The sequence below is a fragment of the Pseudomonas sp. CROZ-RG-20F-R04-15 genome, assembly GCF_022662375.1.
In the GTDB taxonomy this organism is placed as follows: Bacteria; Pseudomonadota; Gammaproteobacteria; order Pseudomonadales; family Pseudomonadaceae; genus Aquipseudomonas.
Window position 1 is genome coordinate 62,800 of record NZ_JAKNQL010000005.1, and the last position, 22,326, is coordinate 85,125.

The window sequence follows — 22,326 nt, forward strand, 5'->3', positions numbered from 1 at the left end:
CAAGGGATTTGCGGCGTACACAAATCCCTTGTGGGAGCGAGCCTGCTCGCGAAGGGGCCAGTGGCCATGACACAAATCCCTGCGATGTACACTTTACGGATGACGGTTGCGCACTAAACCCGCAAAATGCAACGATTCCGGCAATTATCGACGACGGTTCCACAAGATCCGTCGCTAAAGCCATCGTTCCAATCAGACTGGGCCTGCTGACTCTATGCGAATGCGCCTTATGTTACTGGGCGGCGGAAATGCCCTTGGGCAGGCGCTGATTCGCCTCGGTGCGGAGGAAGACATCGGTTTCCTCGCCCCCCGCCCGCCCGAAAACGGCTGGGATGCCGCGAGCCTGACCCAATTGCTCGACGACACCCGTCCCGATGCGTTGATCAACCTCGCCTACTATTTCGACTGGTTCCAGGCCGAAACCGTCAGCGAAAGTCGCATGGCCGGGCAGGAACGCGCGGTTGAGCGTCTGGCCGAACTATGCCAGCACCACAACATCGTTCTTGTGCAGCCATCCAGTTATCGGGTGTTCGATGGTTCGCGTGCCACGGCGTACAGCGAAAAAGACGAACCGGTGCCCCTCGGATTGCGCGGTCAGGCGTTGTGGCGCATCGAGCAAAGCGTGCGCGCCACGTGCCCGCAACACGTTTTGCTACGATTTGGCTGGTTGCTCGATGACAGCCCGGATGGCACCCTCGGTCGCTTCCTGGCGCGTGCCGAGCAGCCAGAAGAATTGCTCCTGGCCGATGATCGCCGCGGTAATCCGACGCCGGTCGATGACGCCGCGCGAGTGATCATTTCGGTACTCAAGCAACTCGATTGCGCGGCGCCGCTATGGGGCACTTATCACTACGCCGGCCACGAGGCAACGACACCGCTGGCGTTGGGGCAAGCGATTTTGACTGAAGCACGCAGCCTGCATGCGCTGGCTATCGAAGCACCGACCGCCCAGGCCCACGCCGCGCGGCCGGACGCTGCCGAGGAGCCGCAACACGCGGTGCTGGCCTGCAAGAAAATTCTGCACACTTTCGGGATCAAGCCGCGCGCCTGGCGTGCCGCACTCCCGGGCTTACTGGACAGGTTCTACCGTCATGGCTAAAGGGACTGTATTAATCACCGGCGGAGCCGGTTTCATTGGCTCACACCTGACCGATGCCTTGCTCGCTGCCGGGCACTCGGTGCGCATCCTCGACGACTTGTCGACCGGCAAACGCAGCAATCTGCCACTGGATAATCCTAAGCTTGAGCTGATTGTTGGCGATGTCGCCGATGCGGCGCTGGTAGCCAAGGCCATGCACGGCTGCAGCGCGGTCGCTCACTTGGCGGCGGTGGCGTCGGTGCAGGCGTCGGTGGATGATCCGGTAAAAACTCACCAGAGCAATTTCATCGGCACGCTGAACGTCTGCGAAGCCATGCGTCTGGCCGGGGTCAAGCGTGTGGTGTATGCCTCCAGTGCGGCGGTGTACGGCAACAACGGTGAGGGCGAATCGATTGATGAAGACACGCCCAAAGCGCCGCTGACGCCTTACGCCTCGGACAAGTTGGCGGGCGAACACTATTTCGATTTCTATCGCCGCCAGCATGCGCTGGAGCCGGTGATTTTCCGCTTCTTCAACATCTTCGGCCCGCGCCAGGATCCGTCCTCGCCGTATTCCGGGGTGATCAGCATCTTCAGCGAACGCGCGCAGAAAGGCTTGCCGATTACCGTGTTCGGTGATGGTGAGCAGACGCGCGATTTCCTCTATGTCGAAGACCTCGTCGATCTGCTGGTGCAGGCGATCGAAAAACCTGAAGTGGACGTCGGAGCGGTGAACGTCGGCTGGAATCAGTCGATGAGCCTCAAGCAGATGCTTGAAGCGCTGCAAGCAGTGGTCGGTGAATTGCCGCCGATCAGTTATGGCCCGGCACGTTCAGGTGATATCCGGCATTCGCGGGCGAACAATGCTCGATTGCTGGAGCGCTTCAAACTGCCGCAGCAGACGCCGATGAGCGTGGGTTTGGCGCGGTTGTTGGGGCGTGCCTGAAAAGAGCCCCTCACCCTAACCCTCTCCCGGGGGGAGAGGGGACTGACCGAGGTGTTTGTGCGTGATACATCGACCTGAAATATCGAGTCGAACTCGAATTTGAAAAGCACACAAATCGGCTCCCTTTCCCCCTCTCCCTGAGGGAGAGGGCTGGGGTGAGGGGGAAATCCAGCTCACGCCAAAAAATTTCAGGCAGACATGAAAAAGGCGCCCTTTGACAGGCGCCTTTTTCACGGCCGGAATATGTCGCTATCCCTGTGGCGAGGGAATGTTATCCCCCGATCAACTGCGTAATGTCGCCGTCAGTTCTAAGTCTGCCCACCACCAAGCCTCATTCACCACCACGTGAACGTTCGGTAACTCGACTTAGAACTTATAGCCCAAACCGACCATGTAGATGAACGGATCCACATCCACGTTCACCCGTGCGCGAGTGCCCGGTGCAACGGCGTTGTTCTCGACGGTAGCGCGGGTATCGATGTCGATGTAGCGCACTTGGGCGTTGAGCATGATGTTGTCGGTCAGCATGTAGTCTGCACCGACCTGCCAGGCCAGACCCCAGGAGTTTTTCGCCTTGAAGTTGCTGAAACCGTTGGCGCTGGCTTCGCTGCCGACGTGCTCGTCATAGATCCAGGTGTAGTTGATGCCACCGCCGACGTAAGGCTGGAACGGCGACTTCGAATCCAGCGGGTAGTACACAACGCTGAGAGTCGGCGGCAAGTGTTTCAGGGTGCCGAGCTTGCCGTTGGCCGCTGGCAGGGCAGTGCCCTTGAGTTTGACGTCATGCTCGAATGGCGTGGCCGCGAGCAACTCGAGGCCGACGTGATCGGTCAGCATGTAGGCGAAGTTCAGACCCAGTTGGGTGTCGCTGCTCATGGTCGCCTTGCCGCCCAGATTGGTGCCGCTCAACGGACCCTGATCGACCTTGACGCTGGAGCTGTCGGCCTTCGGGTTGACGGTGATTGCACCGGCGCGGATGAGAATGTCACCGGCTTCGTGGGCATGGGCGAGCGGGGCTGCGAGCGCGAGGGCAAACAGCGAAGCGCTGAGCAAGGACTTGTTCATGGGGGCTCCGAAAGGACGTTAAAAATGTTCGATGTCCTATGGTACGAAGCCAACTGATACGGTCTTTTGACTCAGCTCAATGAAACAGTGAAGGGGCGGGTTTTTGCGGAACCTTTGCCGGCCCCTTCGCGAGCAAGCTCGCTCCCACAGTGATCGAGTCGACCACAAAATTATGGTCACCACCGAAACCTGTGGGAGCGAGCCTGCTCGCGAAGGGGGCATTGCAAACAGCACAAAATTACCGGGAATTACTCCGGCAGCTCATACACATAAATCTTGTCGGCATCCATCTGATACCCGGCATCCGCCAGTTCGCTGCTCGATGCCTTGACCTGCAATGGCCCCTCGACCCAGTACGGCTGATACAGCTCATCGAGCTTCACGCCCAACTCGCTTTTCACGTGCACGATCTGGTTCGATGGCGGTGGTGGCACGTGGATGCAGGCGCCGAAATACGGCACCAGCAAAAAGTCGGTGGTGCGTCCCTCTTCATTGACTTCCAGCGGCACGATGTAGCCCGGCAAACGAATGTTCTGACCGTCGAGTGATTGCACCACCGGCGCATCCGGCATGTCCTGCTTCGCCGCTGGCGCCGCCTCGGCAGATAACGCATCACTCATCTTCGACATGTCATGCAGCGGGGTCATGTTCGGCACTTCCGGCGCGGCGTCCGGCGGAATCATCTCCGACCACGTCAGGTCTTTCGGCGCCGCTGCCCACACGGGCAGGGCGATCAGCAACAGCAGCGCGAGTGCAGCGCGGGGCATGGTGAACATCCTCATAAACGGATCGACAGGCCATCGGCCAGGGATTGGCGGTACGCGCGCCAGGCCGGCACGCTGCCCATCAGCAGCGCGGCGGCCAGAATGCCACCGAGCAGCGTCCATTCATACTCGCTCGGCCACGCCAGCGGCAGGAACAAACCGTAATTGGCCTGCACGTAGCCCTGCGCAGCGGCGATGCCGATGTACAGCAAAGCAAGTCCGGCAATCACACCGGTCAACGCCAAAGCAAAGGCTTCCAGCACCAACAGGCTCGCGATATGCCACGGCCGCGCGCCGACCGAACGCAGAATCGCCATCTCGCGGCGCCGTTCGTTGAGGCTGGTGAGAATCGCCGTGAGCATGCCGATCAACCCGGTCAGCACCACGAACAGAGAAACCACGAACAGCGCTTTTTCGGCAGTGCTCATCAGGCTCCACAACTCTTGCAGGGCCACGCCCGGCAGGATCGCCAGCATCGGCTCGCCACGGAATTCGTTGATCTCGCGTTGCAGCGCAAACGTGGAAATCTTGCTGTTGAGACCAAGCATGAACGCGGTGATTGCTTGCGGCGTCAGGTCCATGTTGCGCGCCTGATCCGCCGTGATCCGGCCGTTGCCGCGCGCCGGCACGCCGTTGTGCCAGTCGATGTGAATCGCCTCCATGCCACCGAGGCTGATGTGCAGCGTGCGGTCCACCGGAGTGCCAGTGCGCTTGAGAATGCCGACCACGGTAAACGGTTTGTCATCGTGTTTGACCAGACTGATCGCCGCCACGCCGTGGGCCAGCACCAGTTGGTCGCCGAGTTTGTAGTGCAGCGCGTCGGCCACTTCGGCACCGAGCACCACTTCAAACGGATCTGTCGCAAACGCGCGACCGTCGGCCAGTGCCAGGTGTTGCTGGCGACCGTATTGGTAATGTTCGAAATAGGCTTCAGTGGTGCCCATCACGCGGTAACCGCGATGGGAATCGCCGAGGGACATCGGGATTGCCCACTTCACTTTCGGGTTGCTGGCGAAGTGTTCGAAGCTGTCCCAACGGATGTTGTTGGTGGCGTTGCCGATGCGGAACACCGAGTACAGCAGCAGATTTACCGAGCCGGAACGCGCGCCGACGATCAGGTCGGTGCCACTGATGGTGCTGGCGAAACTGGCTTTGGCTTCGGTGCGCACACGCTCGACGGCGAGCAGCAGGCACACCGACAGGGCGATGGCGAAGGCAGTGAGCAACGCGGTAAAGCGGCGGTTGGCCAGGCTGGCCATGGCCAGACGAAACAGATACATCTCAGACCTCGGCAGACGTGGCGGCGCGATTGAGCTCGGCCAGGGACAGGTGACGGTCGAACAGCGGCGCCAGACTCTGGTCATGGCTGACGAACAGCAGACTGGAACCGGCTTCACGGCATTCGGCGAACAGCAGGCGGATGAAGTTTTCCCGGGCGTCGTAATCCAGCGCCGAGGTCGGTTCGTCGGCGATCACCAGCTCGGGTTGGCCGATCAACGCTCGCGCGGCGGCGACCCGTTGCTGTTGACCGATCGACAACGAATCGGCGCGACGGCTGAGGATGCTTTCATCCTTCAGGCCCAAGTGGGCGAGGAGGGTGGCAGCGGCTTGGTCGACGCTGCCGTGACGCTGTTTCGCCCGTTGCGCGCGCAATTTGGAAAAGTGACACGGCAGTTCAACGTTTTCGCGCACCGAAAGGAATGGCAGCAAGTTGAACTGCTGGAAAATGTAGCCGGTGTGATCGACGCGAAAGGTGTCGCGGGCGCCGGCGGAGAGTTCGGTCAGTTCCTGGCCGAGCAGACGGATGCTGCCGCGACCGGGTTTCTGCACGCCACCGAGGAGGCCGAGCAGGGTGGTCTTGCCGCTGCCGCTGGGGCCCTTGAGGAACAGGGTTTCGCCGGCTTCCAGACGAAACGCCGGGATGTCCAGCAGTTGCGGGTGACCGGGCCAGTTGAAGCCCAGGTCGGACAGTTCGATGAGTGCTTGGGTCATGGCACCAGTTTCATGAGGTGAACACATAACCCCTGTGGGAGCGAGCTTGCTCGCGAAAGCGGCAGATCAGTCAATTCAAAGGCGCCTGACGAATCGCATTCGCGAGCAAGCTCGCTCCCACAAGGGTATTTCGGTGAGGCTTAGAATTTCAGCGCGGCAGCCTTGGCCGTTACTTCGGTGCCTTGCTGGCCGCTGGCGCTGATCAGTTGTACCTGAATTTTCTGCGTCGCCGGGAAGGTATTGAAAATGTTCGCCAGATCCAGGGTCTTCAGCGCACCCGGCGTGGCACAGCTGAATTGATAATGCGCGTGGATTTCGCTGTGGTCGTGGTGATGCTCGTGACCGTCCTTGTCCGCTTCATCTGCGTCATGGTCGTCTGCATCCGGCTTGTCGCCGAACAACGGGCTCTCCAGCTCCTGGCTGACCACTTTGCAACCGGCAGCAGACGGCAGGCTGAACAGGGCCAGCGGTTTTTCCAGTTGCACACGGGCGGCAGCGACTTTGGCTTTGTCGGCATCGCTGGTGGCGACGTGTTCGAAACCGACGAGGTTCATCGCCGGGCTTTCCAGCTCCAGCTCCAGGGTCTGGCCATCCAGCGCCGCGTTCAGTCGACCGACGCCGTGTTCATGCGCGCCGAGGCTGCCGTGTTCATGATCGTGATCGTGGTCATGCTCATCAGCCGCGTGGGCGATGGCCAGCGGCAACAGGGCAAACGGCAAAACGAGCAGCAGACGACGCATGGCGGTCTCCGGGAAGTAAAGTGAAGAGTTTGTTATGTAATCTTATAACGAAAGTGCGCAGAGTTTGCCCGTGCGCTTGGCGTTGCACAAGTCCCGTGGGAGCATGCAGGTCAGAAAAGTGCAGGAGCGAACTGAATGTTGCGGATACGCGGAACCGTCGGCGATGTGCCGGTGGACTTGACGGTGGAACTGGATGACAACGACTGGGCAAAGCTCGGTTCAGCGCTGAATGGGCAGGCGCCGAGCGCTCAATCTGAGGCGGTCGCATCAGCCCCGGCAGCGAAACCGATGAATCAGGACGATGCGTTGTGGCAGGTGGCAAAGGATCTGTTGCGCAAGGCCGGGCAGCTCAGCGGGCCGGATCTGCTTGATCAGCTTGAAGGGCTGACCGGGAGTGCGGCGGCGGGCAAGCGCTTGCTGGTACGCCTGCGCCATAGTTCGGACGTGAAAGTGGTGAGCGGCGGGGATACGCCGCTCTACAGCTGGATCGAGTGAGCGCTTAGTACAGCGCAGCAAACATCTTGCGGCGGTACACCGTCACCAGTGGATGATCATTGCCCAGCAGTTCGAACACCTGCAGCAAGGTCTTGTGCGGCAAGCCTTCGCCGTAGCTGCGGTTGCGGATGAACAGCTTGAGCATCGCCTCAAGCGCCGCTTCGTATTGCTGACGCGCCAGTTGCTGGATCGCCAGTTGATACACCGCTTCATCGTCCTGCGGATCTTTCGCCAGACGCGCTTTCAAATCAGCGGCATCTGGTAGATCGCGAGCCAGACCGAGGAACTTGATCTGCGCCTTGGCCCCGGCCAGCGCGGCTTTGTGTTCATCGCTTTTGACCGCATCCAGCACGGTTTGCGCTTCGCCCAGTTCGCCGCGCTCGGTCAGGCAGCGTGCATAGAGAATCAGTGCTTTCGCGTTGGTGTTGTCTTCATTGAGCATCACCACCAAAGCGGCTTCGGCATCGGCGTAACGGCCGTCATCGAACAACGCCTGAGCCTGCTCGAACGGATCGGCTGCGGCCGGTGGTGGCATCTGCACGTGCGGCTCAAGCAGGGCGCGCACGGCGGATTCCGGTTGTGCACCGGCAAAACCGTCGACCGGTTGACCGTCCTTGAACAGCACCACGGTCGGCAGGCTGCGAATACCGAAGCGGGTGACGATGTCCTGCTCGATGTCGCAGTTGACCTTGGCCAGCAGCAATTCGCCCTGATAGCTCTCGGCAATGCCTTGCAGCATCGGCATCAGCGCCTTGCACGGCGCACACCATTCGGCCCAGAAATCCACCAGCACCGGTTTGTTGAAAGAGGCCTCGATCACCGACTGGTCGAAATCGGCCGTCGTGGCGTCGAAGATGTACGGCGTTTGCTCACTCATGGGGGATCTCGTCAAAGCGTGGATGGGGCAACTATACGGCTTGGCGGGGTGTGGCCGGAAGCGGTCAGCCTTTGAGAGGTGTGTTGCATGGACGGACGCCTTCGCGAGCACGCTCGCTCCCACATTGGATCTGTGTCGTTCACAAACCCCCTGTGGGAGCGAGCCTGGTCCGGGCGGCGTTCCGACGAAGCTTTTAGCTAGCGCCGCGCATGGTAGAGGCTGACATGCCGAAATTCCTCAGGCTCCGCCAGATCCGGCAAGGTCATCGCTTCGAGCATTTCAATCCGCTCATACAACGGATGGCGAAAATCCCGCACGCGCGAATCCGCCACCAGCGCCTCACGCCCACGACTTAAGAACGCATCGAGCAGCGGCAGATTCGCCCGGTCGTACAGCACGTCCGCCACCAGAATCAGATCGAAACGATCAGCCTCGGCAAAGAAATCCGTCGAATAACTCATCTGCACATCATTCAGCGCGGCATTCGCCCGGCATGCGGAAATTGCCAGCGGATCGAGATCGCACGCCACCACCTCCAGCGCCCCGGCCTTGACCGCCGCAATCCCGGCAATCCCCGAGCCCGCACCGAAATCCAGCACGCGTTTACCGCGCACCCACTCGGGAAACTCGGCCAGATAACGCGCAACCGCCAGACCACTGGCCCAGCAGAAACCCCAATACGGTGGCTCGTGCAGAATTCGCTGAATTTCTTCCTGACTGAATTGGCGATCCATGTTGTCGCCATCGATCAGCCATAGCTGTAAATCGGTGTCCGGCAACGCACAGACCTTGAGTCTGGCGTCGCCAAGCAATTCACCTAACGCCTGTTGCAGGTCGAGCGGTGCCGTCATGGTGCTTTGACAAATTGCAGTTGGCCCAACGCCTGAGTGGTCGGTTGGGTGATGGTTTGCGATGGCAGATGCAGGATCAACTGGCCGGACTGGCTGGCGCGACCGCGCAGCTCAACCCGCGCACCGGCGGGGAAGGCGTCCGGGTTGAAGCGCAGGCGAAATGGCAGAATCTGGTTGTTGCCGATCAGGCTGGAACTGGCGAGCAATTGTTGTGGGCGATCCTTCTCGTCGATCACCAGCAGCGCCAGTTCGACTTCGGCACCGGCCGGCACGCCTTGCAGGGTGCCACTCAGTTCGCGTTGATAGGCTGGCAGCGGGCCAAGGTCGGCAGCCTCTTTGGCTTTTTTCTGCGCTTGCTGCGGCGCCGGGCCCGGTGTTGGCGGCTGGGGCTTGGGTGCATCGCTGCCACAGGCCACCAGCAGGCTGAAAAGACTGAGCAAAACGAGCGGACGTAACGGCATTGGATGCTCCAGCAAAATGAAATCCATGGATCAAACGATCATGCCGTTCTGTATACCGCAAAGCCTATGGCTTGTCTTGCCACCGGGATGCGCTACCATGGCCCTCCCTTTTTTTGTTGCCAGCCACCATGCACTGTCCCTTCTGCGGTGCCAACGACACCAAGGTCATCGACTCGCGTCTGGTCGCCGAGGGCGAACAGGTGCGCCGCCGGCGTGAATGCCTGGCCTGCGGCGAGCGTTTCACGACGTTCGAGACGGCCGAACTGGTGTTGCCGCGCCTGATCAAAACCGACGGCAGCCGCCAACCGTTCGACGAAGAAAAACTCCGCGCCGGTATGCAACGCGCCCTGGAGAAACGTCCGGTGAGCGTCGAGCGCCTCGAATCCTCTCTGGTTCACATCAAGCACAAGCTGCGCGCCACTGGCGAACGCGAGGTCAAATCCCTCGTGGTCGGCGAACTGGTGATGGCCGAATTGCAGAAGCTTGATGAAGTCGCCTACATCCGTTTCGCTTCGGTGTACAAGCGCTTCCAGGACCTCAACGAATTTCGCGAAGAAATCGACCGCCTCGCCCGCGAACCGGTGAAAGAATGACCACCGCCGCCGAGCAGGCCATCCTCGACGCGCACTTTATGGCGCGTGCGCTGGAACTGGCGCGCAAAGGTCACTACACCACCCACCCCAATCCTCGGGTTGGCTGTGTGGTGGTGCGTGACGGGCAGATTGTCGGCGAAGGCTGGCACGAGCGCGCCGGTGAACCGCACGCGGAAGTCCACGCGTTGCGCGCCGCCGGTGAGCTGGCCCGGGGCGCCACTGCTTATGTGACCCTCGAGCCGTGCAGCCACCATGGGCGCACGCCGCCGTGCGCCGATGCGCTGGTGAATGCCGGTGTTGGCCGAGTCGTCGCGGCGATGCGTGATCCCAATCCGCAAGTTGCCGGTCGTGGTTTGCAGCGTCTGGCCGATGCCGGTATCGCCACTGAAAGTGGTGTACTCGAAGCCGAGGCGCGCAAGCTCAATCAAGGTTTTCTGAAGCGCATGGAACACGGCTTGCCGTTTGTGCGGGTCAAGTTGGCCATGAGCCTCGACGGGCGCACGGCGATGGAAAGTGGCGAGAGCCAATGGATTACCGGCCCGGCCGCACGTTCGGCTGTTCAGCGTTTGCGTGCTCAAGCCGCTGTGGTGCTGACCGGTGCCGACACCGTGCTGGCCGACGGCGCGCGATTGACTGTTCGCGCTGACGAACTCGGTCTGGACCGCGAGCAAACCGCGCTGGCGATGAGCCGTCCGCCGCTGCGCGTGCTGATCGACGGGCGCCTGCGGGTGCCGTTGGATGCGCCGTTCTTTAAGGCTGGTCCGGCGTTGGTCGCCACTTGTGTCGCAATCGAAGAGCAATACGCTCACGGCCCTGAATGCCTGATCGTGCCGGGTGATGACGGTCAGGTCGATCTGCAACAATTGCTGATCGAACTGGCCAACCGTGGCGTCAACGAGGTGCTGGTCGAGGCCGGGCCGCGTCTGGCCGGCGCTTTTGCTCAGCTGGGTCTGGTCGATGAGTTCGTGATCTTCATCGCCGGCAAGTTCCTCGGCTCCACGGCGCGCCCATTGCTGGACTGGCCGCTGACTTATATGAAGGATGCGCCGGAGCTGAAAATCACTGAAATTCGCGCGGTGGGCGATGACTGGCGAGTCACTGCCATCCCTGCTCAAGCGGCGAGCGTATAATTCCCGGCCATCGCGTTAGCGCTGGCTTAGTTCTCAAGGAGAACCCCATGTTTACCGGCATCATCGAATCCATCGGCAGTATCCGCGCATTGACCCCAAAGGGCGGCGATGTGCGCGTGCACGTCGCCACCGGCAAGCTCGACCTGAGCGACGTCAAACTCGGCGACAGCATCGCGGTCAACGGCGTCTGCCTGACGGCGGTTGAGCTGCCGGGCGACGGCTTCGCAGCCGACGTCAGCCGTGAAACGCTGGACTGCACCGCCATGAATGATCTGAAAAGCGGCAGCCCGGTCAATCTGGAAAAAGCCCTGACCCCGACCACCCGTCTTGGCGGTCATCTGGTCAGCGGTCACGTCGACGGTGTCGGCGAAATCGTCGCGCGCAGCGACAATGCCCGCGCTGTGGAATTTCGTATCCGCGCGCCGAAAGAACTGGCCAAGTACATCGCCCATAAAGGCTCGATCACCGTCGACGGCACCAGCCTGACCGTGAACGAAGTCGATGGCGCCGAATTCATGCTGACGATCATTCCGCACACCCTGAGCGAAACCATCATGGCGTCCTACAAGCCAGGTCGCCGGGTGAATCTGGAAGTCGATTTGCTGGCGCGTTATCTGGAGCGTCTGCTTTTGGGCGACAAGGCCGCAGAGTCGGCATCCGGCGGCACCATCACTGAAAGCTTTCTGGCCCAAAACGGCTACCTCAAATCCTGAAGCTCTAAATTCGAAAGAAGGGGGGTGCCTTGTGGCGCTCAATAGCATCGAAGAACTGGTTGAAGACATCCGCCAAGGCAAGATGGTCATCCTCATGGATGACGAAGACCGCGAGAACGAAGGCGACCTGATCATGGCCGCCGAATGCTGCCAGGCCGAGCACATCAACTTCATGGCCAAGCACGCTCGTGGCCTGATCTGCATGCCGATGAGCCGTGAGCGCTGCGAACTGTTGAAGCTGCCGCTGATGGCGCCGCGCAACGGCTCCGGTTTCGGCACCAAGTTCACCGTCTCGATCGAAGCCGCTGAAGGCGTGACCACCGGTATCTCCGCCGCCGACCGTGCGCGCACTGTGCAAGCGGCTGCCGCCAAAGACGCCAAGGCTGAAGACATCGTCAGCCCGGGCCACATCTTCCCATTGATGGCGCAGGCCGGCGGCACCCTCGCTCGCGCTGGCCACACCGAAGCTGCCTGCGACCTCGCGCGCATGGCCGGTTTCGAGCCGAGTGGCGTGATCTGCGAAGTGATGAACGACGACGGCACCATGTCCCGTCGCGCTGAGCTGGAAGCATTCGCTGCCGAACACAACATCAAGATCGGCACCATTGCCGACCTGATTCACTACCGGATGATCCACGAACGTACCGTTCAGCGGATTGCCGAGCAGCCACTGGACAGCGAACTGGGCCAATTCAACCTGGTGACCTATCGTGATTCGGTGGAAGGCGACGTACACATGGCGCTGACCCTGGGCACTGTTTGCGCTGAAGAACCAACACTGGTTCGCGTGCACAACATGGACCCGCTGCGCGACTTGTTGATGGTCAAGCAGCCGGGCCGCTGGAGCCTGCGCGCCGCCATGGCTGCGGTTGCCGAGGCGGGCAGCGGTGTGGTGCTGTTGCTCGGTCACCCGCTCGACGGCGACGTGTTGTTGGCGCATATCCGCGAAACCGGCGATCAGGCAGCGCCGAAAAAACCGACGACTTACAGCATTGTCGGTGCCGGTTCGCAGATCCTGCGTGACCTCGGCGTACGCAAAATGCGCCTGATGTCTGCACCAATGAAATTTAATGCGATATCCGGTTTCGATCTGGAAGTTGTAGAATACGTGCCCTCCGAATAATGACCGGTTGTTTCCGGACCCGAATTCGCGGCAAATAAATCACTGAGGGACGCGTAGCAGACGCGTCCCGGCTCTTTAAGAGAACTGACGAATGACCCTGAAGACCATCGAAGGTACCTTCATCGCCCCTAAAGGCCGCTACGCTTTGGTAGTGGGCCGCTTCAACAGCTTCGTGGTTGAAAGCCTGGTCAGCGGTGCAGTTGATGCCCTGGTTCGCCACGGCGTGAGCGAAAGCGACATCACCATCATCCGCGCTCCTGGCGCCTTCGAAATCCCTCTGGTTGCGCAGAAAGTCGCCCAGAAAGGTGAATTCGCAGCCATCATCGCCCTCGGCGCGGTCATTCGTGGCGGTACTCCGCACTTCGAATACGTAGCAGGCGAGTGCACCAAGGGTCTGGCCCAAGTGTCCATGGAGTTCGGTGTTCCGGTTGCTTTCGGCGTCCTGACCGTTGATTCCATCGAGCAAGCCATCGAACGTTCCGGCACCAAGGCCGGTAACAAAGGTGCCGAAGCTGCCCTGTCCGCTCTGGAAATGGTCAGCCTGCTGGCGCAGTTGGAGGCCAAGTGATTAGCGACGAAAGCGATCGTTTCAACCCACGCGAGCCGCGTCCAACCGACGCCGGTAAGCCTTCGAAAAGTGAAAAGCGCCGCGCTGCCCGTCAGTTGGCGACGCAAGCGTTGTATCAGCGCCACATGGCCAAGACTTCGCTGAACGAAATCGAAGCGCAGTTCCGCGTCGATAACGATTTCACCTTCGCCGATGCCAGCTACTTCCACGACATCCTGCACGGTGTTCCGGCCAGTCTGACCGAGATCGACACTGCGCTGGCGCCATGCCTGGACCTGACCATCGAAGAGCTCGACCCGGTTGAACTGTGCGTACTGCGCCTGTCGACCTGGGAACTGCTCAAGCGCGTCGACGTGCCGTACCGCGTTGTGATCAACGAGGGGATCGAACTGGCGAAAGTCTACGGTTCCACCGACGGTCACAAGTTCGTCAACGGTGTGCTCGACAAGCTGGCCCCGCGCCTGCGTGAAGCTGAAGTGAAGGCGTTCAAGCGCTGATCGGCGCTTGAATCCTTTGTCTCAGCCATGGGCGAGTTTGAGCTGATCCGTAACTTCTTCGCCGCCGCGCCTTGTGCGCAGGGCGGCGGAGGCGTTGCCTTGGGGATCGGCGATGACTGCGCCTTGCTCGCTGTTCCTTCCGGGGAACAGCTGGCGATTTCTACCGATACGCTGGTGGCCGGTGTGCATTTCGCCGACCCCTGCGATCCGTTTCTGCTCGGTCAGCGCTCGCTGGCCGTCGCGGTCAGCGATCTGGCCGCCATGGGCGCCACGCCCGTTGCCTTTACCCTTGCCCTGACTGTGCCGACAGTGACTGCTGATTGGCTGCAAGCCTATGCCCACGGTTTGAACCGTATGGCGCAGAGCTGCGGCGTTGCGCTGGTCGGCGGCGATACCACGCGCGGGCCGTTGAGTCTGACGGTAACCGTGTTTGGTCGAGTGCCGGCGGGTCAGGCATTGACCCGCAGCGGCGCGCAACCGGGCGACTTGCTCTGTGTCGGCGGTGAGTTGGGCAATGCCGCCGGCGCGTTGCCGCTGGTGTTGGGTCAGCGTGATGCCGAGGCTGATATCGCCCAGCCGCTGCTCGATCATTACTGGTCGCCACAACCGCAACTCGCCCTCGGTCAGGCCCTGCGTGCTAAGGCCACGTCGGCGCTGGACATCTCTGATGGTCTGCTCGCCGATTGCGGCCATATTGCGCTGGCATCGAAGGTGCGGCTTGAGATTGAACGCGAGCGCGTACCGCTGTCGGATGCATTAGTGGCGTTTCTCGGTCAGCGCGGCGCCGAGCGTGCAGCGCTGAGCGGCGGCGATGATTACGTGCTGGCCTTCACCCTACCGTCCGTCGAGTTGCCGGCGCTGCTGGCCGATGGCTGGCCGATCCACGTGATCGGTCGTGTGTCAGAAGGTCAGGGCGTGGTCCTGCTGGATCGCGAAGGGCACGACATCACCCCGCAAATCCGGGGCTATCAACATTTTCAGGAGACACCGTGACAGATCACCCGAAACAGGTTCCGGCCGAATTCGTTCCGCCGTCGGTCTGGCGCAATCCCTGGCATTTCCTCGCGTTCGGCTTCGGTTCCGGCACTCTGCCGAAAGCCCCGGGCACGTGGGGCTCGTTAGTTGCGCTACCCTTTATCCCGTTGTGGCAGATGTTGCCCGACTGGGGTTACTGGCTGATGCTCGGGATCACCATGCTGTTCGGCTTTTGGCTGTGCGGCAAGGTCGCCGACGATCTGCGGGTACACGACCACGAAGGTATCGTCTGGGACGAAATGGTCGGGATGTGGATTACCCTGTGGCTGGTGCCGGAAGGCTGGTACTGGTTGCTCGCGGGTTTCCTGATGTTCCGCTTCTTCGACATTCTCAAGCCGTGGCCGATTCGCTGGATCGACCGACATGTGCATGGCGGCGTCGGGATCATGCTCGATGACGTGCTGGCGGGGGTATTTGCCTGGCTGGCCATGCAGGGACTGGTGTGGATTTTCGCCTGATTTCAAGGGATATCAGGGTCAAGTGAGGGGACTAGGGATGGCTCGACGCTGGTTGGCGCTGGTGTTTTTTGCTTTGCTGGGCACGGTGGCCAGTGCGCAGGAAGCTGCGCCGACGCCGGCGGTCATCCACTTGGCCAGCGAAGACTGGGAAGACTACACCGCCGCCGACGGCCATGGCCTCGGTTGGGACGTGCTGCGCAAGGTGTTCGAGCCGGCCGGGGTAAAGCTGGATATCCGCACGGTGCCCTACACCCGTTCGGTAGGGCTGGTGCAGTTGAAGGAAGTCGACGCGCTGGTCGGCTCCTATCGTGACGAAGCCGAAAAGGTCTTGTACCCGCACTGGAACTTCGATTCCGACCACATCTATGCGTTGGGTCTGGCGAGCAATCCCTCGCCGACCCAGGCGACGCTGGGCAAGTATCGACTGGCCTGGGTACGCGGCTATCGATACGAAAACTACCTGCCGAACATCAAGCGATATAACCAGATCGAGCGTCGTACCGGCATTCTGTCGATGCTCAAGCAGGGGCGGGCGGATTACTACATTGATGCGCTGACCGAGATTGAAGCGGTGGTGAAAACGGCGGCCGATCAAACGCAATATCGCTATTCGCATCTGGCCGAGCTGCCGCTTTTTCTAGGCTTCGCTGACACGCCACAGGCACGGGCGCTGATGGCGCTGTATGACCAGCGTATGGAGCAGTTGGTGAAGAGCGGCGAGTTGAAGCCGATCTTCGAGAAGTGGAAACAGCCGTATCCGTTCACCTCGAATTGACCACGTACCCTTGTGGGAGCGAGCCTGCTCGCGAAAGCGCTGGTTCAGTCAGCATTGGGGCGACTGACATGACGCCTTCGCGAGCAGGCTCGCTCCCACAAGGACCTATGCTAGTCAGTAGTTATCAAACTTTTTGATCGTTATGCCCGATAATTCAGCCTAAGCGTCTGTAGGAACCTGCTGTTACAATGCCGGCCTGCGAATTTTCAGACTCTTTAGATCAGGAGCACACCGGTGCCTGTCGTCTTTGTCGCCGCTTCCAAGCTGCCAACGCCTTTTGCGCAATTCACCATGCACGGTTTTCTCGATGAAGCCACCGGCCGCGAGCACGTCGTGCTGAGCCTGGGTGAATTTGCCGACGGCGCCCCGGTTCTCGGCCGTTTGCACTCCGAATGCCTGACGGGCGATGCCTTGTTCAGCCAGCGCTGCGACTGCGGCTCGCAACTGGAAGGCGCGCTCAAAGCCATCGCCCGTGAAGGCCGTGGCGTGTTGCTGTACCTGCGTCAGGAAGGTCGCGGCATCGGTCTGCTGAACAAGATCCGTGCCTACGAGTTGCAGGACGGCGGCGCCGACACCGTTGAAGCCAACGAACGTCTGGGCTTCGCCGCCGACCAGCGCGATTACGCGATGTGCCTGCCGATGCTTGAGCATCTGGGCGTGAAATCCCTGCGTCTGATGACCAACAACCCGCGCAAGGTCAAAGCCTTGACCGACATGGGCATTACCGTCGCCGAGCGCGTGCCGCTGCACACCGGTCACAACCCGCACAACAAACTCTATCTGGCGACCAAGGCCAGCAAGCTCGACCACATGATGGGCAATGAGCATCAGGGCGAGGTCGATCGCGCGTGACGCGGGGTCAGGTGCGGCGCCGGTTGTCGGTCGATTGGTGGAAATACCTCGCACTGGCGCTGCTGCCGCTGTTCGTGCTCAACGCCTTGTTCGGTCAGGGCGAAGGAATTCTGCCGGTGCTGGCGATGCCGTTTTTCATTGCTGGTGTGGCGTCGATGTTTGTCAGCCTGAAGTTTTTCGGTCGTTACAAACATGCACTGATCGCCACACAAAAAGCCCTTGATACTCCTGATGAGCCGGCCGCATGGATTGCTCTTGCAGCACGTCGTCGTGCGGCGTTTCTCGCCGCCGCTTTACCGGCGTGGATCGGTGCACTGGCGGTGTTTGTCGGTCTCGAAGCCGTGCCGCTGATGCTGTTGGCACTGTCCACGGCGGTGCTGTTCTACCTCTACCGTATCCCCCGTCAGCTCGGCTGATGCGCCGTCTGTGGCTGGCGCTTCTGCTGCTGGTCGTCTCGGCTCCGGTGCTGGCGAGCCTGCGGGTGGTCAGCCTCGCGCCGTCACTTTCTGAAATTGTCGTTGAGCTGGATTCGGCTGATTTGTTGGTCGGCCTGCTGGATGCCGGTGAGCGGCCGGCTGAAATTGCCAGCGTTCCGTCCGTTGGCCGCTATGGTCAACTCGACATGGAACAACTGCTCAGCCTCAAGCCTGACTTGTTGTTGCTGTGGCCCGGCAGTGTCGGCCCGGCGCAGCGTGATCAGTTGAAGCGTCTGGGCATCCCGACCTTCGTCGCCGAACCGCATTCCTTCGAGCAACTCACTACCCAGATTGAAGCCATTGCCGCGCAATTGGGGCGGCCCGAACGTGGGGTGACACGGGCGGCGGCGTTGCGCCAACAACTCGCAGAACTTCGCCAGCGTTATCGCCGCGATGTGCCGTTGCGGGTGTTTTATCAGGTGTGGGACAAGCCGCTGTACACCGTCGGTGGCGGGCAGATCATCAGCGATGCGCTGGAAGTTTGCGGGGCGCGGAATGTGTTCGCCGACCTGATTCTGCCGGCGCCGCAGGTGAGTATTGAAGCCGTGCTGCAGCGTGATCCTGAAGTGATTCTGGCGGGTGATCAGGTGCAACTTGATGCGTGGAAGGCGTGGCCGCAAGTAGCAGCGGTGAAGCAAGCAAAATTACTGTTGGTCACCGACAAAGGTCTTGAGCGCCCAAGCGGCCAGATGATCAGCGCCACCGCCAAGCTCTGCCAATTGATCGCGCCTGACCGCTGAAATCGGGGTGACTTCTTCGCGAGCAGGCTCGCTCCCACAGGAGGATTGCATTCCAAATGTGGGAGCGAGCTTGCTTGCGAAGAGGCCAGCCAAAACACTGCAAATCTCAGATCAAAGCTCAGGAGTCCAGGTGACACCAAACATCCACACCCGACCTTCCTCGCGATAACCGTACTGGCTGCCGTCGTAGCTGTAATTTGCTCGGCTGTAGCTCTTGTCGAAAATGTTATCGACCTTCAGATCCAGCTTGATCTCGCGATTCAGTGCCCAACTGCTGCGCAAGCCGAACAGCGCATAGCCGCCCAGCGCCTGCGTATTGTCCTTATCGTCATAACTGCTGCTGACCGCCTGCCAACTGGCACCGAGGCTGACTTGATCAAACTGTCGATCGAGATCCCAGCTCAACGTCCGCCGTGCGCGCCGCGCCAATGTGTGGCCGGTATCGCGATCGCGCGGGTCGATGATCGCTACGCCCAGGTTGCTCTGCCAGCCGAACAGCTCCTGCTTCAGTGCCGCTTCAAAGCCATTGATCCGCGCCGAAGCGACGTTCTCCGGGCGTGAGTTGCTGCCGAAGATGATCGCGTCTTCCAGGTCGGTACGGTAAATCGACACCTCGAGACGGCTGCTGTCGGTCAACTGACTGCGCCATTGCAGCTCGTAGCTTTTCGAGGTTTCCGGTTTCAGATCCGCGTTGCTGAAGTCCGGGTAGTACAGGTCGTTAAAGGTCGGCGCACGGAAGCCTTCGCTGTAGCTCAGCAACAGATCATTGTCCGGATTCAGCGGCAGAGTGAACGTACCGCTCCAAGTGTTCTGCCCGCCGAACTGCTGGTTGTCGTCGTGACGTAGGCCCAGTTCCGTAGAGAAGCTGTCGGCCTGATAACGGTGCTGAATGAAAACGGCACGGTTCCAGCGGCTGTCCTCATCGAATACGGTGCTGCTGTTGATCCGGTCTTCGTACCAGTCGCCGCCGAGGATCAGGCTGTTACGGGCGTCCAGCGTCAGGTCGTTCTGCCAGTTCAGCGAATCACGGTAGGTGTTGAACACTGTGCGTTCGTCACTGAGCTTGTCGAGGGTCTTCTCGCGGTTCTCGGTATGGCCGAACTCGACCCGGGTTTTCCAGGTTTCATTGACCCGAGCATCGACGTAACTGCTGACACTGCTGACGTTGAAATCGCTGTAGGGCTGCTGTTGCACCGACTCGAACGTATTCATGTCGAAGCGGCCGAACGGATTGTCGAACTCGCTCTTGCCCCGGTTATCCAGCAGATTGGCGCCGACTTCGATGTCATCGGTCAGCGCATGGCTGAGGCTCAGACTGACGGATTTATTGCGGTAGGCGTCGTGATCGCCATCGCTTGGATACGACTCATGAGTACGGTCAATTCCGGCGGTTTCATCAAGGCTGGCGCCGAGGTTGAAACGGGTTTTCTCATCGCCGCCGGACAAGCCGAGGCTGCGCTGCCACGTTTGATTGCTACCGAAACCGACGTGCAGCCGCGGCTGCAAACCCTGCTCAGTGCCGCGCCGGGTGAAGATCTGAATTACCCCGCCAATCGCATCACTGCCGTAAATCACCGAACGCGAACCGCGTAGTACTTCCACGCGTTCGATCTGCTCGATGTTCAGATGCTGCAGATTGCTGTCGCCGGAGGTCGAGCTGCCGATGCGCTGGCCGTCGACCAACACCAGACTCTGCGCCGACTGCGTGCCACGAATGTAAATCCCCGGCAAACTGCCGCGCCCGCCGGCCTGCGCCACTTGCACGCCGGGCACGCGACGCAGCAGATCCGGCACGTCACTCGGTTGCAGGCGGTCGATGTCTTCGCGGGTGAACACCGTGTTGGCGGCGCTGCTGTCGTTGCGTGCTTCGACCTGGCGGTTGGCTGAGATCAACATGTCCGGCAGTTTCAGTGCCTGATCACGTTCGAAGTTGTCGGCGAGGGCGTTGGCGGATGGCAGCAGGAAGAAGGGCAGGGCAAGGCGCGTGAGTTTCATGGACAGTCCACTGGTGTTTCAGGTGTACACAAATCAAATGTGGGAGCGAGCCTGCTCGCGAATGCGCTGGGTCAGTCAGTAGTGATTTGACTGACAGTCCGCATTCGCGAGCAGGCTCGCTCCCACAAGGGTATTGCGTTTATTTGTCGAGTAAAGCCAGACGCTCGCGAATCGACGCTTCGATCCCGGCCTCATCCAGCCCGCACTCAGCCAGCATCTGCGCAGGTTTCGCGTGCTCGACGTAGACATCCGGCAAGCCCAGATGCAGCATCGACTTGAGGATGTTCTCCCGCGCGAGGAATTCGCTGACCGCGCCACCGGCGCCACCCATGATCGCGTTCTCTTCGAGGGTCACCAGCAATTCGTGGCTGCCGGCAATCTCGCGCACCAGCGCTTCATCGAGCGGTTTGACGAAGCGCATGTCGATCACCGTGGCATCCAGCTTCTCGGCGACTTTCAGCGCTTCGGTCAGTTGCACACCAAACACCAGCAGGGCGACTTTGCTGCCCTGACGACGGACGATGCCCTTGCCGATTTCGATCGGCTCGAGGTCTTTCTCAATGGTCGCATTCGGTCCATTGCCGCGCGGGTAACGCACCGCCGCCGGGCCGTTGTAGAGGTGGCCGGTGGTGAGCATTTTGCGCAGTTCGTTTTCATCGCTCGGGGTCATGATGACCATGCCCGGGATGCAGCGCAGGTACGACAGATCGAAGCTGCCAGCGTGAGTCGGGCCGTCTTCGCCGACCAGACCTGCACGATCGATGGCGAACAGCACATCGAGGTTTTGCACCGCGACGTCATGCACCAACTGATCGTAACCACGCTGCAGGAACGTCGAATAGATCGCCACCACCGGTTTCGCGCCTTCGCAGGCCATGCCGGCGGCGAATGTCACCGCGTGTTGCTCGGCGATCGCCACGTCGAAGTAGCGCAGCGGGAAGCGTTCGCTGAACGCGACCAGATCCGAGCCTTCTTTCATCGCCGGGGTAATCCCGACCAGGCGCGGGTCAGCAGCCGCCATATCGCACAGCCACTCACCGAACACCGCCGAATACTTCGGCCCGCCGGCCTTCTTCGGCGCAGCGGCCGGAGCGTCCAGTGGTTCCAGTTTGGTGATGGCGTGGTAACCGATCGGGTCGACTTCCGCCGGGGCGAAGCCTTTACCTTTCTTGGTGACGATGTGCAGGAACTGCGGGCCTTTCAGATCGCGCATATTGCGCAGCGTGGCGATCAGCGTTGGCAGGTCGTGGCCGTCGATCGGGCCGATGTAGTTCCAGCCCAGCTCTTCGAACAGGGTGCCGGGGACCAGCATGCCTTTGGCGTATTCTTCGGTACGACGGGCGATTTCCCACGCGCCGGGCAGGCGCGACAGGACTTTTTTGCTGCCCTCTCGCATGCTCGCGTAAGTGCGGCTGGAAAGGATCTTCGCCAGATAATTCGACAGACCGCCGACATTGCGCGAGATCGACATGTCGTTGTCGTTGAGGATCACCAGCATGTTGGCGTTCACTTCCGGCGCGTGGTTCAACGCCTCGAAAGCCATGCCTGCAGTCAACGCGCCGTCACCGATCACAGCAATCGCCTTGCGATCGCTGTTCTGCAGGCGGGCGGCAATGGCCATGCCCAGCGCAGCGCTGATCGAGGTACTGGAGTGGCCGACGCCAAAAGTGTCGTACTCGCTCTCGGCGCGACGCGGGAACGCAGCAATGCCGTCCTTCTGACGCAGCGTGCCCATGCGCTCGCGGCGACCGGTGAGGATCTTGTGCGGGTACGCCTGATGACCGACGTCCCACAGCAACCGGTCGTCCGGCGTGTCGAAGACGTAATGCAACGCGATGGTCAGCTCGATCACGCCCAGGCCGGCACCGAAATGCCCACCGGTCTGACCGACCGTGTAGAGCAATTCCAGGCGCAACTCATCGGCCAGGGTTTCCAGCTCGGCTTCGCCTAACCGGCGCAGGCCGTCCGGCGTATTCGCGCGGTCGAGCAGGGGCGTGGTCGGGCGCTTGCGGGGAATCTCATGAAACGTCGTGGGCATCAGGCGAATCGTTATAGGTATAAAAGATGCGGCAGTTTACCTGATGCATCGCCCCCTGCCCACG

The 22,326-nt window shown here is 60.8% G+C and carries 25 protein-coding genes; 15 read left to right on the forward strand and 10 right to left on the reverse strand.

Going from position 1 to position 22,326, the window contains the following annotated elements; genetic code table 11:
- Positions 1-214 precede the first annotated feature (214 nt).
- Positions 215-1,099: a sugar nucleotide-binding protein gene (locus L8H52_RS09800; protein WP_150650668.1), complete on the forward strand. Its 885-nt coding sequence runs from the start codon at positions 215-217 to the stop codon at positions 1,097-1,099.
- A complete protein-coding gene (locus L8H52_RS09805) occupies positions 1,092-2,024 on the forward strand; it encodes an NAD-dependent epimerase/dehydratase family protein (protein ID WP_242206886.1) in 933 nt (310 codons plus the stop codon). Before L8H52_RS09800 ends, L8H52_RS09805 begins: the two co-directional genes overlap by 8 nt.
- A gap of 366 nt (positions 2,025-2,390) precedes the next feature.
- Here the strand turns inward: L8H52_RS09805 and L8H52_RS09810 are convergent, their stop codons facing one another.
- The 5 genes from L8H52_RS09810 to L8H52_RS09830 form a co-directional block, all read right to left on the reverse strand.
- Positions 2,391-3,089, reverse strand: a complete 699-nt coding sequence (locus L8H52_RS09810) for an OmpW family outer membrane protein (RefSeq protein ID WP_007910962.1) — start codon at positions 3,087-3,089, stop codon at positions 2,391-2,393.
- Between the two features lie 248 nt (positions 3,090-3,337).
- A complete protein-coding gene (locus L8H52_RS09815; protein WP_242206887.1) occupies positions 3,338-3,856 on the reverse strand; it encodes a DUF3299 domain-containing protein in 519 nt (172 codons plus the stop codon).
- A gap of 11 nt (positions 3,857-3,867) precedes the next feature.
- Positions 3,868-5,133, reverse strand: a complete 1,266-nt coding sequence (locus L8H52_RS09820) for an ABC transporter permease (RefSeq protein ID WP_242206888.1) — start codon at positions 5,131-5,133, stop codon at positions 3,868-3,870.
- Position 5,134: 1 nt separating this feature from the next.
- Positions 5,135-5,845: an ABC transporter ATP-binding protein gene (locus L8H52_RS09825; protein ID WP_242206889.1), complete on the reverse strand. Its 711-nt coding sequence runs from the start codon at positions 5,843-5,845 to the stop codon at positions 5,135-5,137.
- Between the two features lie 140 nt (positions 5,846-5,985).
- Complete coding sequence (locus tag L8H52_RS09830; protein ID WP_242206890.1) at positions 5,986-6,585, reverse strand: DUF2796 domain-containing protein; 600 nt, start codon at positions 6,583-6,585, stop codon at positions 5,986-5,988.
- A 135-nt stretch (positions 6,586-6,720) separates the two neighbouring features.
- Between L8H52_RS09830 and L8H52_RS09835 the strand changes: the two genes are divergently transcribed.
- Positions 6,721-7,080 (forward strand): hypothetical protein, encoded by a 360-nt coding sequence (locus tag L8H52_RS09835; protein WP_242206891.1) that lies wholly within the window; start codon positions 6,721-6,723, stop codon positions 7,078-7,080.
- Between the two features lie 4 nt (positions 7,081-7,084).
- On the opposite strand, the gene trxA is transcribed toward L8H52_RS09835, so the two are convergent.
- The 3 genes from trxA to L8H52_RS09850 all read right to left on the reverse strand — a co-directional run bounded on the left by trxA (position 7,085) and on the right by L8H52_RS09850 (position 9,269).
- Positions 7,085-7,957 (reverse strand): thioredoxin, encoded by an 873-nt coding sequence (trxA, locus tag L8H52_RS09840; RefSeq protein WP_242206892.1) that lies wholly within the window; start codon positions 7,955-7,957, stop codon positions 7,085-7,087.
- Positions 7,958-8,154: 197 nt separating this feature from the next.
- Positions 8,155-8,808: a 50S ribosomal protein L11 methyltransferase gene (locus tag L8H52_RS09845; protein WP_242206893.1), complete on the reverse strand. Its 654-nt coding sequence runs from the start codon at positions 8,806-8,808 to the stop codon at positions 8,155-8,157.
- Positions 8,805-9,269 carry a YbaY family lipoprotein gene (locus L8H52_RS09850; protein ID WP_103303777.1) on the reverse strand — a complete coding sequence of 155 codons (465 nt, stop codon included), beginning with the start codon at positions 9,267-9,269 and terminating at the stop codon, positions 8,805-8,807. The genes L8H52_RS09845 and L8H52_RS09850 overlap by 4 nt, the downstream gene beginning before the upstream one ends.
- 128 nt (positions 9,270-9,397) lie before the next feature.
- Here L8H52_RS09850 and nrdR point away from each other — a divergent pair, with 128 nt between their 5' ends.
- From nrdR to L8H52_RS09910, 12 genes are all read left to right on the forward strand, one after another.
- Positions 9,398-9,862, forward strand: a complete 465-nt coding sequence (gene nrdR, locus L8H52_RS09855) for a transcriptional regulator NrdR (RefSeq protein WP_007910946.1) — start codon at positions 9,398-9,400, stop codon at positions 9,860-9,862.
- Positions 9,859-10,992, forward strand: a complete 1,134-nt coding sequence (gene ribD, locus L8H52_RS09860; protein WP_242206894.1) for a bifunctional diaminohydroxyphosphoribosylaminopyrimidine deaminase/5-amino-6-(5-phosphoribosylamino)uracil reductase RibD — start codon at positions 9,859-9,861, stop codon at positions 10,990-10,992. The genes nrdR and ribD overlap by 4 nt, the downstream gene beginning before the upstream one ends.
- 47 nt (positions 10,993-11,039) lie before the next feature.
- Positions 11,040-11,705 (forward strand): riboflavin synthase, encoded by a 666-nt coding sequence (locus tag L8H52_RS09865; protein ID WP_242206895.1) that lies wholly within the window; start codon positions 11,040-11,042, stop codon positions 11,703-11,705.
- Positions 11,706-11,736: 31 nt separating this feature from the next.
- Positions 11,737-12,828 (forward strand): bifunctional 3,4-dihydroxy-2-butanone-4-phosphate synthase/GTP cyclohydrolase II, encoded by a 1,092-nt coding sequence (gene ribBA, locus L8H52_RS09870; RefSeq protein WP_034153727.1) that lies wholly within the window; start codon positions 11,737-11,739, stop codon positions 12,826-12,828.
- A 91-nt stretch (positions 12,829-12,919) separates the two neighbouring features.
- Positions 12,920-13,396, forward strand: a complete 477-nt coding sequence (gene ribE / locus L8H52_RS09875; protein WP_003228649.1) for a 6,7-dimethyl-8-ribityllumazine synthase — start codon at positions 12,920-12,922, stop codon at positions 13,394-13,396.
- The gene (gene nusB / locus L8H52_RS09880) at positions 13,393-13,893 is read left to right on the forward strand and encodes a transcription antitermination factor NusB (protein WP_016984114.1); all 501 of its coding nucleotides are present in this window, start codon (positions 13,393-13,395) and stop codon (positions 13,891-13,893) included. The genes ribE and nusB overlap by 4 nt, the downstream gene beginning before the upstream one ends.
- A 27-nt stretch (positions 13,894-13,920) precedes the next feature.
- Positions 13,921-14,886, forward strand: coding sequence for a thiamine-phosphate kinase (gene thiL / locus L8H52_RS09885; protein ID WP_242206896.1), 966 nt, complete (start codon positions 13,921-13,923; stop codon positions 14,884-14,886).
- Positions 14,883-15,386 carry a phosphatidylglycerophosphatase A gene (locus L8H52_RS09890; RefSeq protein WP_003228639.1) on the forward strand — a complete coding sequence of 168 codons (504 nt, stop codon included), beginning with the start codon at positions 14,883-14,885 and terminating at the stop codon, positions 15,384-15,386. The genes thiL and L8H52_RS09890 overlap by 4 nt, the downstream gene beginning before the upstream one ends.
- Before the next feature lie 37 nt (positions 15,387-15,423).
- The gene (locus tag L8H52_RS09895) at positions 15,424-16,161 is read left to right on the forward strand and encodes a transporter substrate-binding domain-containing protein (RefSeq protein ID WP_242206897.1); all 738 of its coding nucleotides are present in this window, start codon (positions 15,424-15,426) and stop codon (positions 16,159-16,161) included.
- A 234-nt stretch (positions 16,162-16,395) separates the two neighbouring features.
- Positions 16,396-17,013, forward strand: coding sequence for a GTP cyclohydrolase II (gene ribA / locus L8H52_RS09900; protein WP_008081835.1), 618 nt, complete (start codon positions 16,396-16,398; stop codon positions 17,011-17,013).
- The gene (locus L8H52_RS09905) at positions 17,010-17,429 is read left to right on the forward strand and encodes an MFS transporter (RefSeq protein ID WP_242206898.1); all 420 of its coding nucleotides are present in this window, start codon (positions 17,010-17,012) and stop codon (positions 17,427-17,429) included. Before ribA ends, L8H52_RS09905 begins: the two co-directional genes overlap by 4 nt.
- Positions 17,429-18,229, forward strand: coding sequence for a cobalamin-binding protein (locus L8H52_RS09910; protein WP_242206899.1), 801 nt, complete (start codon positions 17,429-17,431; stop codon positions 18,227-18,229). The genes L8H52_RS09905 and L8H52_RS09910 overlap by 1 nt, the downstream gene beginning before the upstream one ends.
- A 111-nt stretch (positions 18,230-18,340) precedes the next feature.
- Here L8H52_RS09910 and L8H52_RS09915 read toward each other — a convergent pair whose 3' ends face one another.
- A complete protein-coding gene (locus L8H52_RS09915; protein ID WP_242206900.1) occupies positions 18,341-20,224 on the reverse strand; it encodes a TonB-dependent receptor in 1,884 nt (627 codons plus the stop codon).
- A gap of 139 nt (positions 20,225-20,363) precedes the next feature.
- The gene (gene dxs, locus L8H52_RS09920; RefSeq protein ID WP_242206901.1) at positions 20,364-22,262 is read right to left on the reverse strand and encodes a 1-deoxy-D-xylulose-5-phosphate synthase; all 1,899 of its coding nucleotides are present in this window, start codon (positions 22,260-22,262) and stop codon (positions 20,364-20,366) included.
- Positions 22,263-22,326: the final 64 nt, after the last annotated feature.

Bases quoted from the DNA above. Each gene is read 5' to 3' on its own strand.
- L8H52_RS09800 (WP_150650668.1), top strand. From the start codon at position 215: ATGCGAATGCGCCTTATGTTACTGGGCGGCGGAAATGCCCTTGGGCAG.
- L8H52_RS09805 (WP_242206886.1), top strand. From the start codon at position 1,092: ATGGCTAAAGGGACTGTATTAATCACCGGCGGAGCCGGTTTCATTGGC.
- L8H52_RS09810 (WP_007910962.1), bottom strand. From the start codon at position 3,089: ATGAACAAGTCCTTGCTCAGCGCTTCGCTGTTTGCCCTCGCGCTCGCA.
- L8H52_RS09815 (WP_242206887.1), bottom strand. From the start codon at position 3,856: ATGCCCCGCGCTGCACTCGCGCTGCTGTTGCTGATCGCCCTGCCCGTG.
- L8H52_RS09820 (WP_242206888.1), bottom strand. From the start codon at position 5,133: ATGTATCTGTTTCGTCTGGCCATGGCCAGCCTGGCCAACCGCCGCTTT.
- L8H52_RS09825 (WP_242206889.1), bottom strand. From the start codon at position 5,845: ATGACCCAAGCACTCATCGAACTGTCCGACCTGGGCTTCAACTGGCCC.
- L8H52_RS09830 (WP_242206890.1), bottom strand. From the start codon at position 6,585: ATGCGTCGTCTGCTGCTCGTTTTGCCGTTTGCCCTGTTGCCGCTGGCC.
- L8H52_RS09835 (WP_242206891.1), top strand. From the start codon at position 6,721: ATGTTGCGGATACGCGGAACCGTCGGCGATGTGCCGGTGGACTTGACG.
- trxA (WP_242206892.1), bottom strand. From the start codon at position 7,957: ATGAGTGAGCAAACGCCGTACATCTTCGACGCCACGACGGCCGATTTC.
- L8H52_RS09845 (WP_242206893.1), bottom strand. From the start codon at position 8,808: ATGACGGCACCGCTCGACCTGCAACAGGCGTTAGGTGAATTGCTTGGC.
- L8H52_RS09850 (WP_103303777.1), bottom strand. From the start codon at position 9,269: ATGCCGTTACGTCCGCTCGTTTTGCTCAGTCTTTTCAGCCTGCTGGTG.
- nrdR (WP_007910946.1), top strand. From the start codon at position 9,398: ATGCACTGTCCCTTCTGCGGTGCCAACGACACCAAGGTCATCGACTCG.
- ribD (WP_242206894.1), top strand. From the start codon at position 9,859: ATGACCACCGCCGCCGAGCAGGCCATCCTCGACGCGCACTTTATGGCG.
- L8H52_RS09865 (WP_242206895.1), top strand. From the start codon at position 11,040: ATGTTTACCGGCATCATCGAATCCATCGGCAGTATCCGCGCATTGACC.
- ribE (WP_003228649.1), top strand. From the start codon at position 12,920: ATGACCCTGAAGACCATCGAAGGTACCTTCATCGCCCCTAAAGGCCGC.
- thiL (WP_242206896.1), top strand. From the start codon at position 13,921: ATGGGCGAGTTTGAGCTGATCCGTAACTTCTTCGCCGCCGCGCCTTGT.
- L8H52_RS09895 (WP_242206897.1), top strand. From the start codon at position 15,424: ATGGCTCGACGCTGGTTGGCGCTGGTGTTTTTTGCTTTGCTGGGCACG.
- L8H52_RS09910 (WP_242206899.1), top strand. From the start codon at position 17,429: ATGCGCCGTCTGTGGCTGGCGCTTCTGCTGCTGGTCGTCTCGGCTCCG.
- L8H52_RS09915 (WP_242206900.1), bottom strand. From the start codon at position 20,224: ATGAAACTCACGCGCCTTGCCCTGCCCTTCTTCCTGCTGCCATCCGCC.
- dxs (WP_242206901.1), bottom strand. From the start codon at position 22,262: ATGCCCACGACGTTTCATGAGATTCCCCGCAAGCGCCCGACCACGCCC.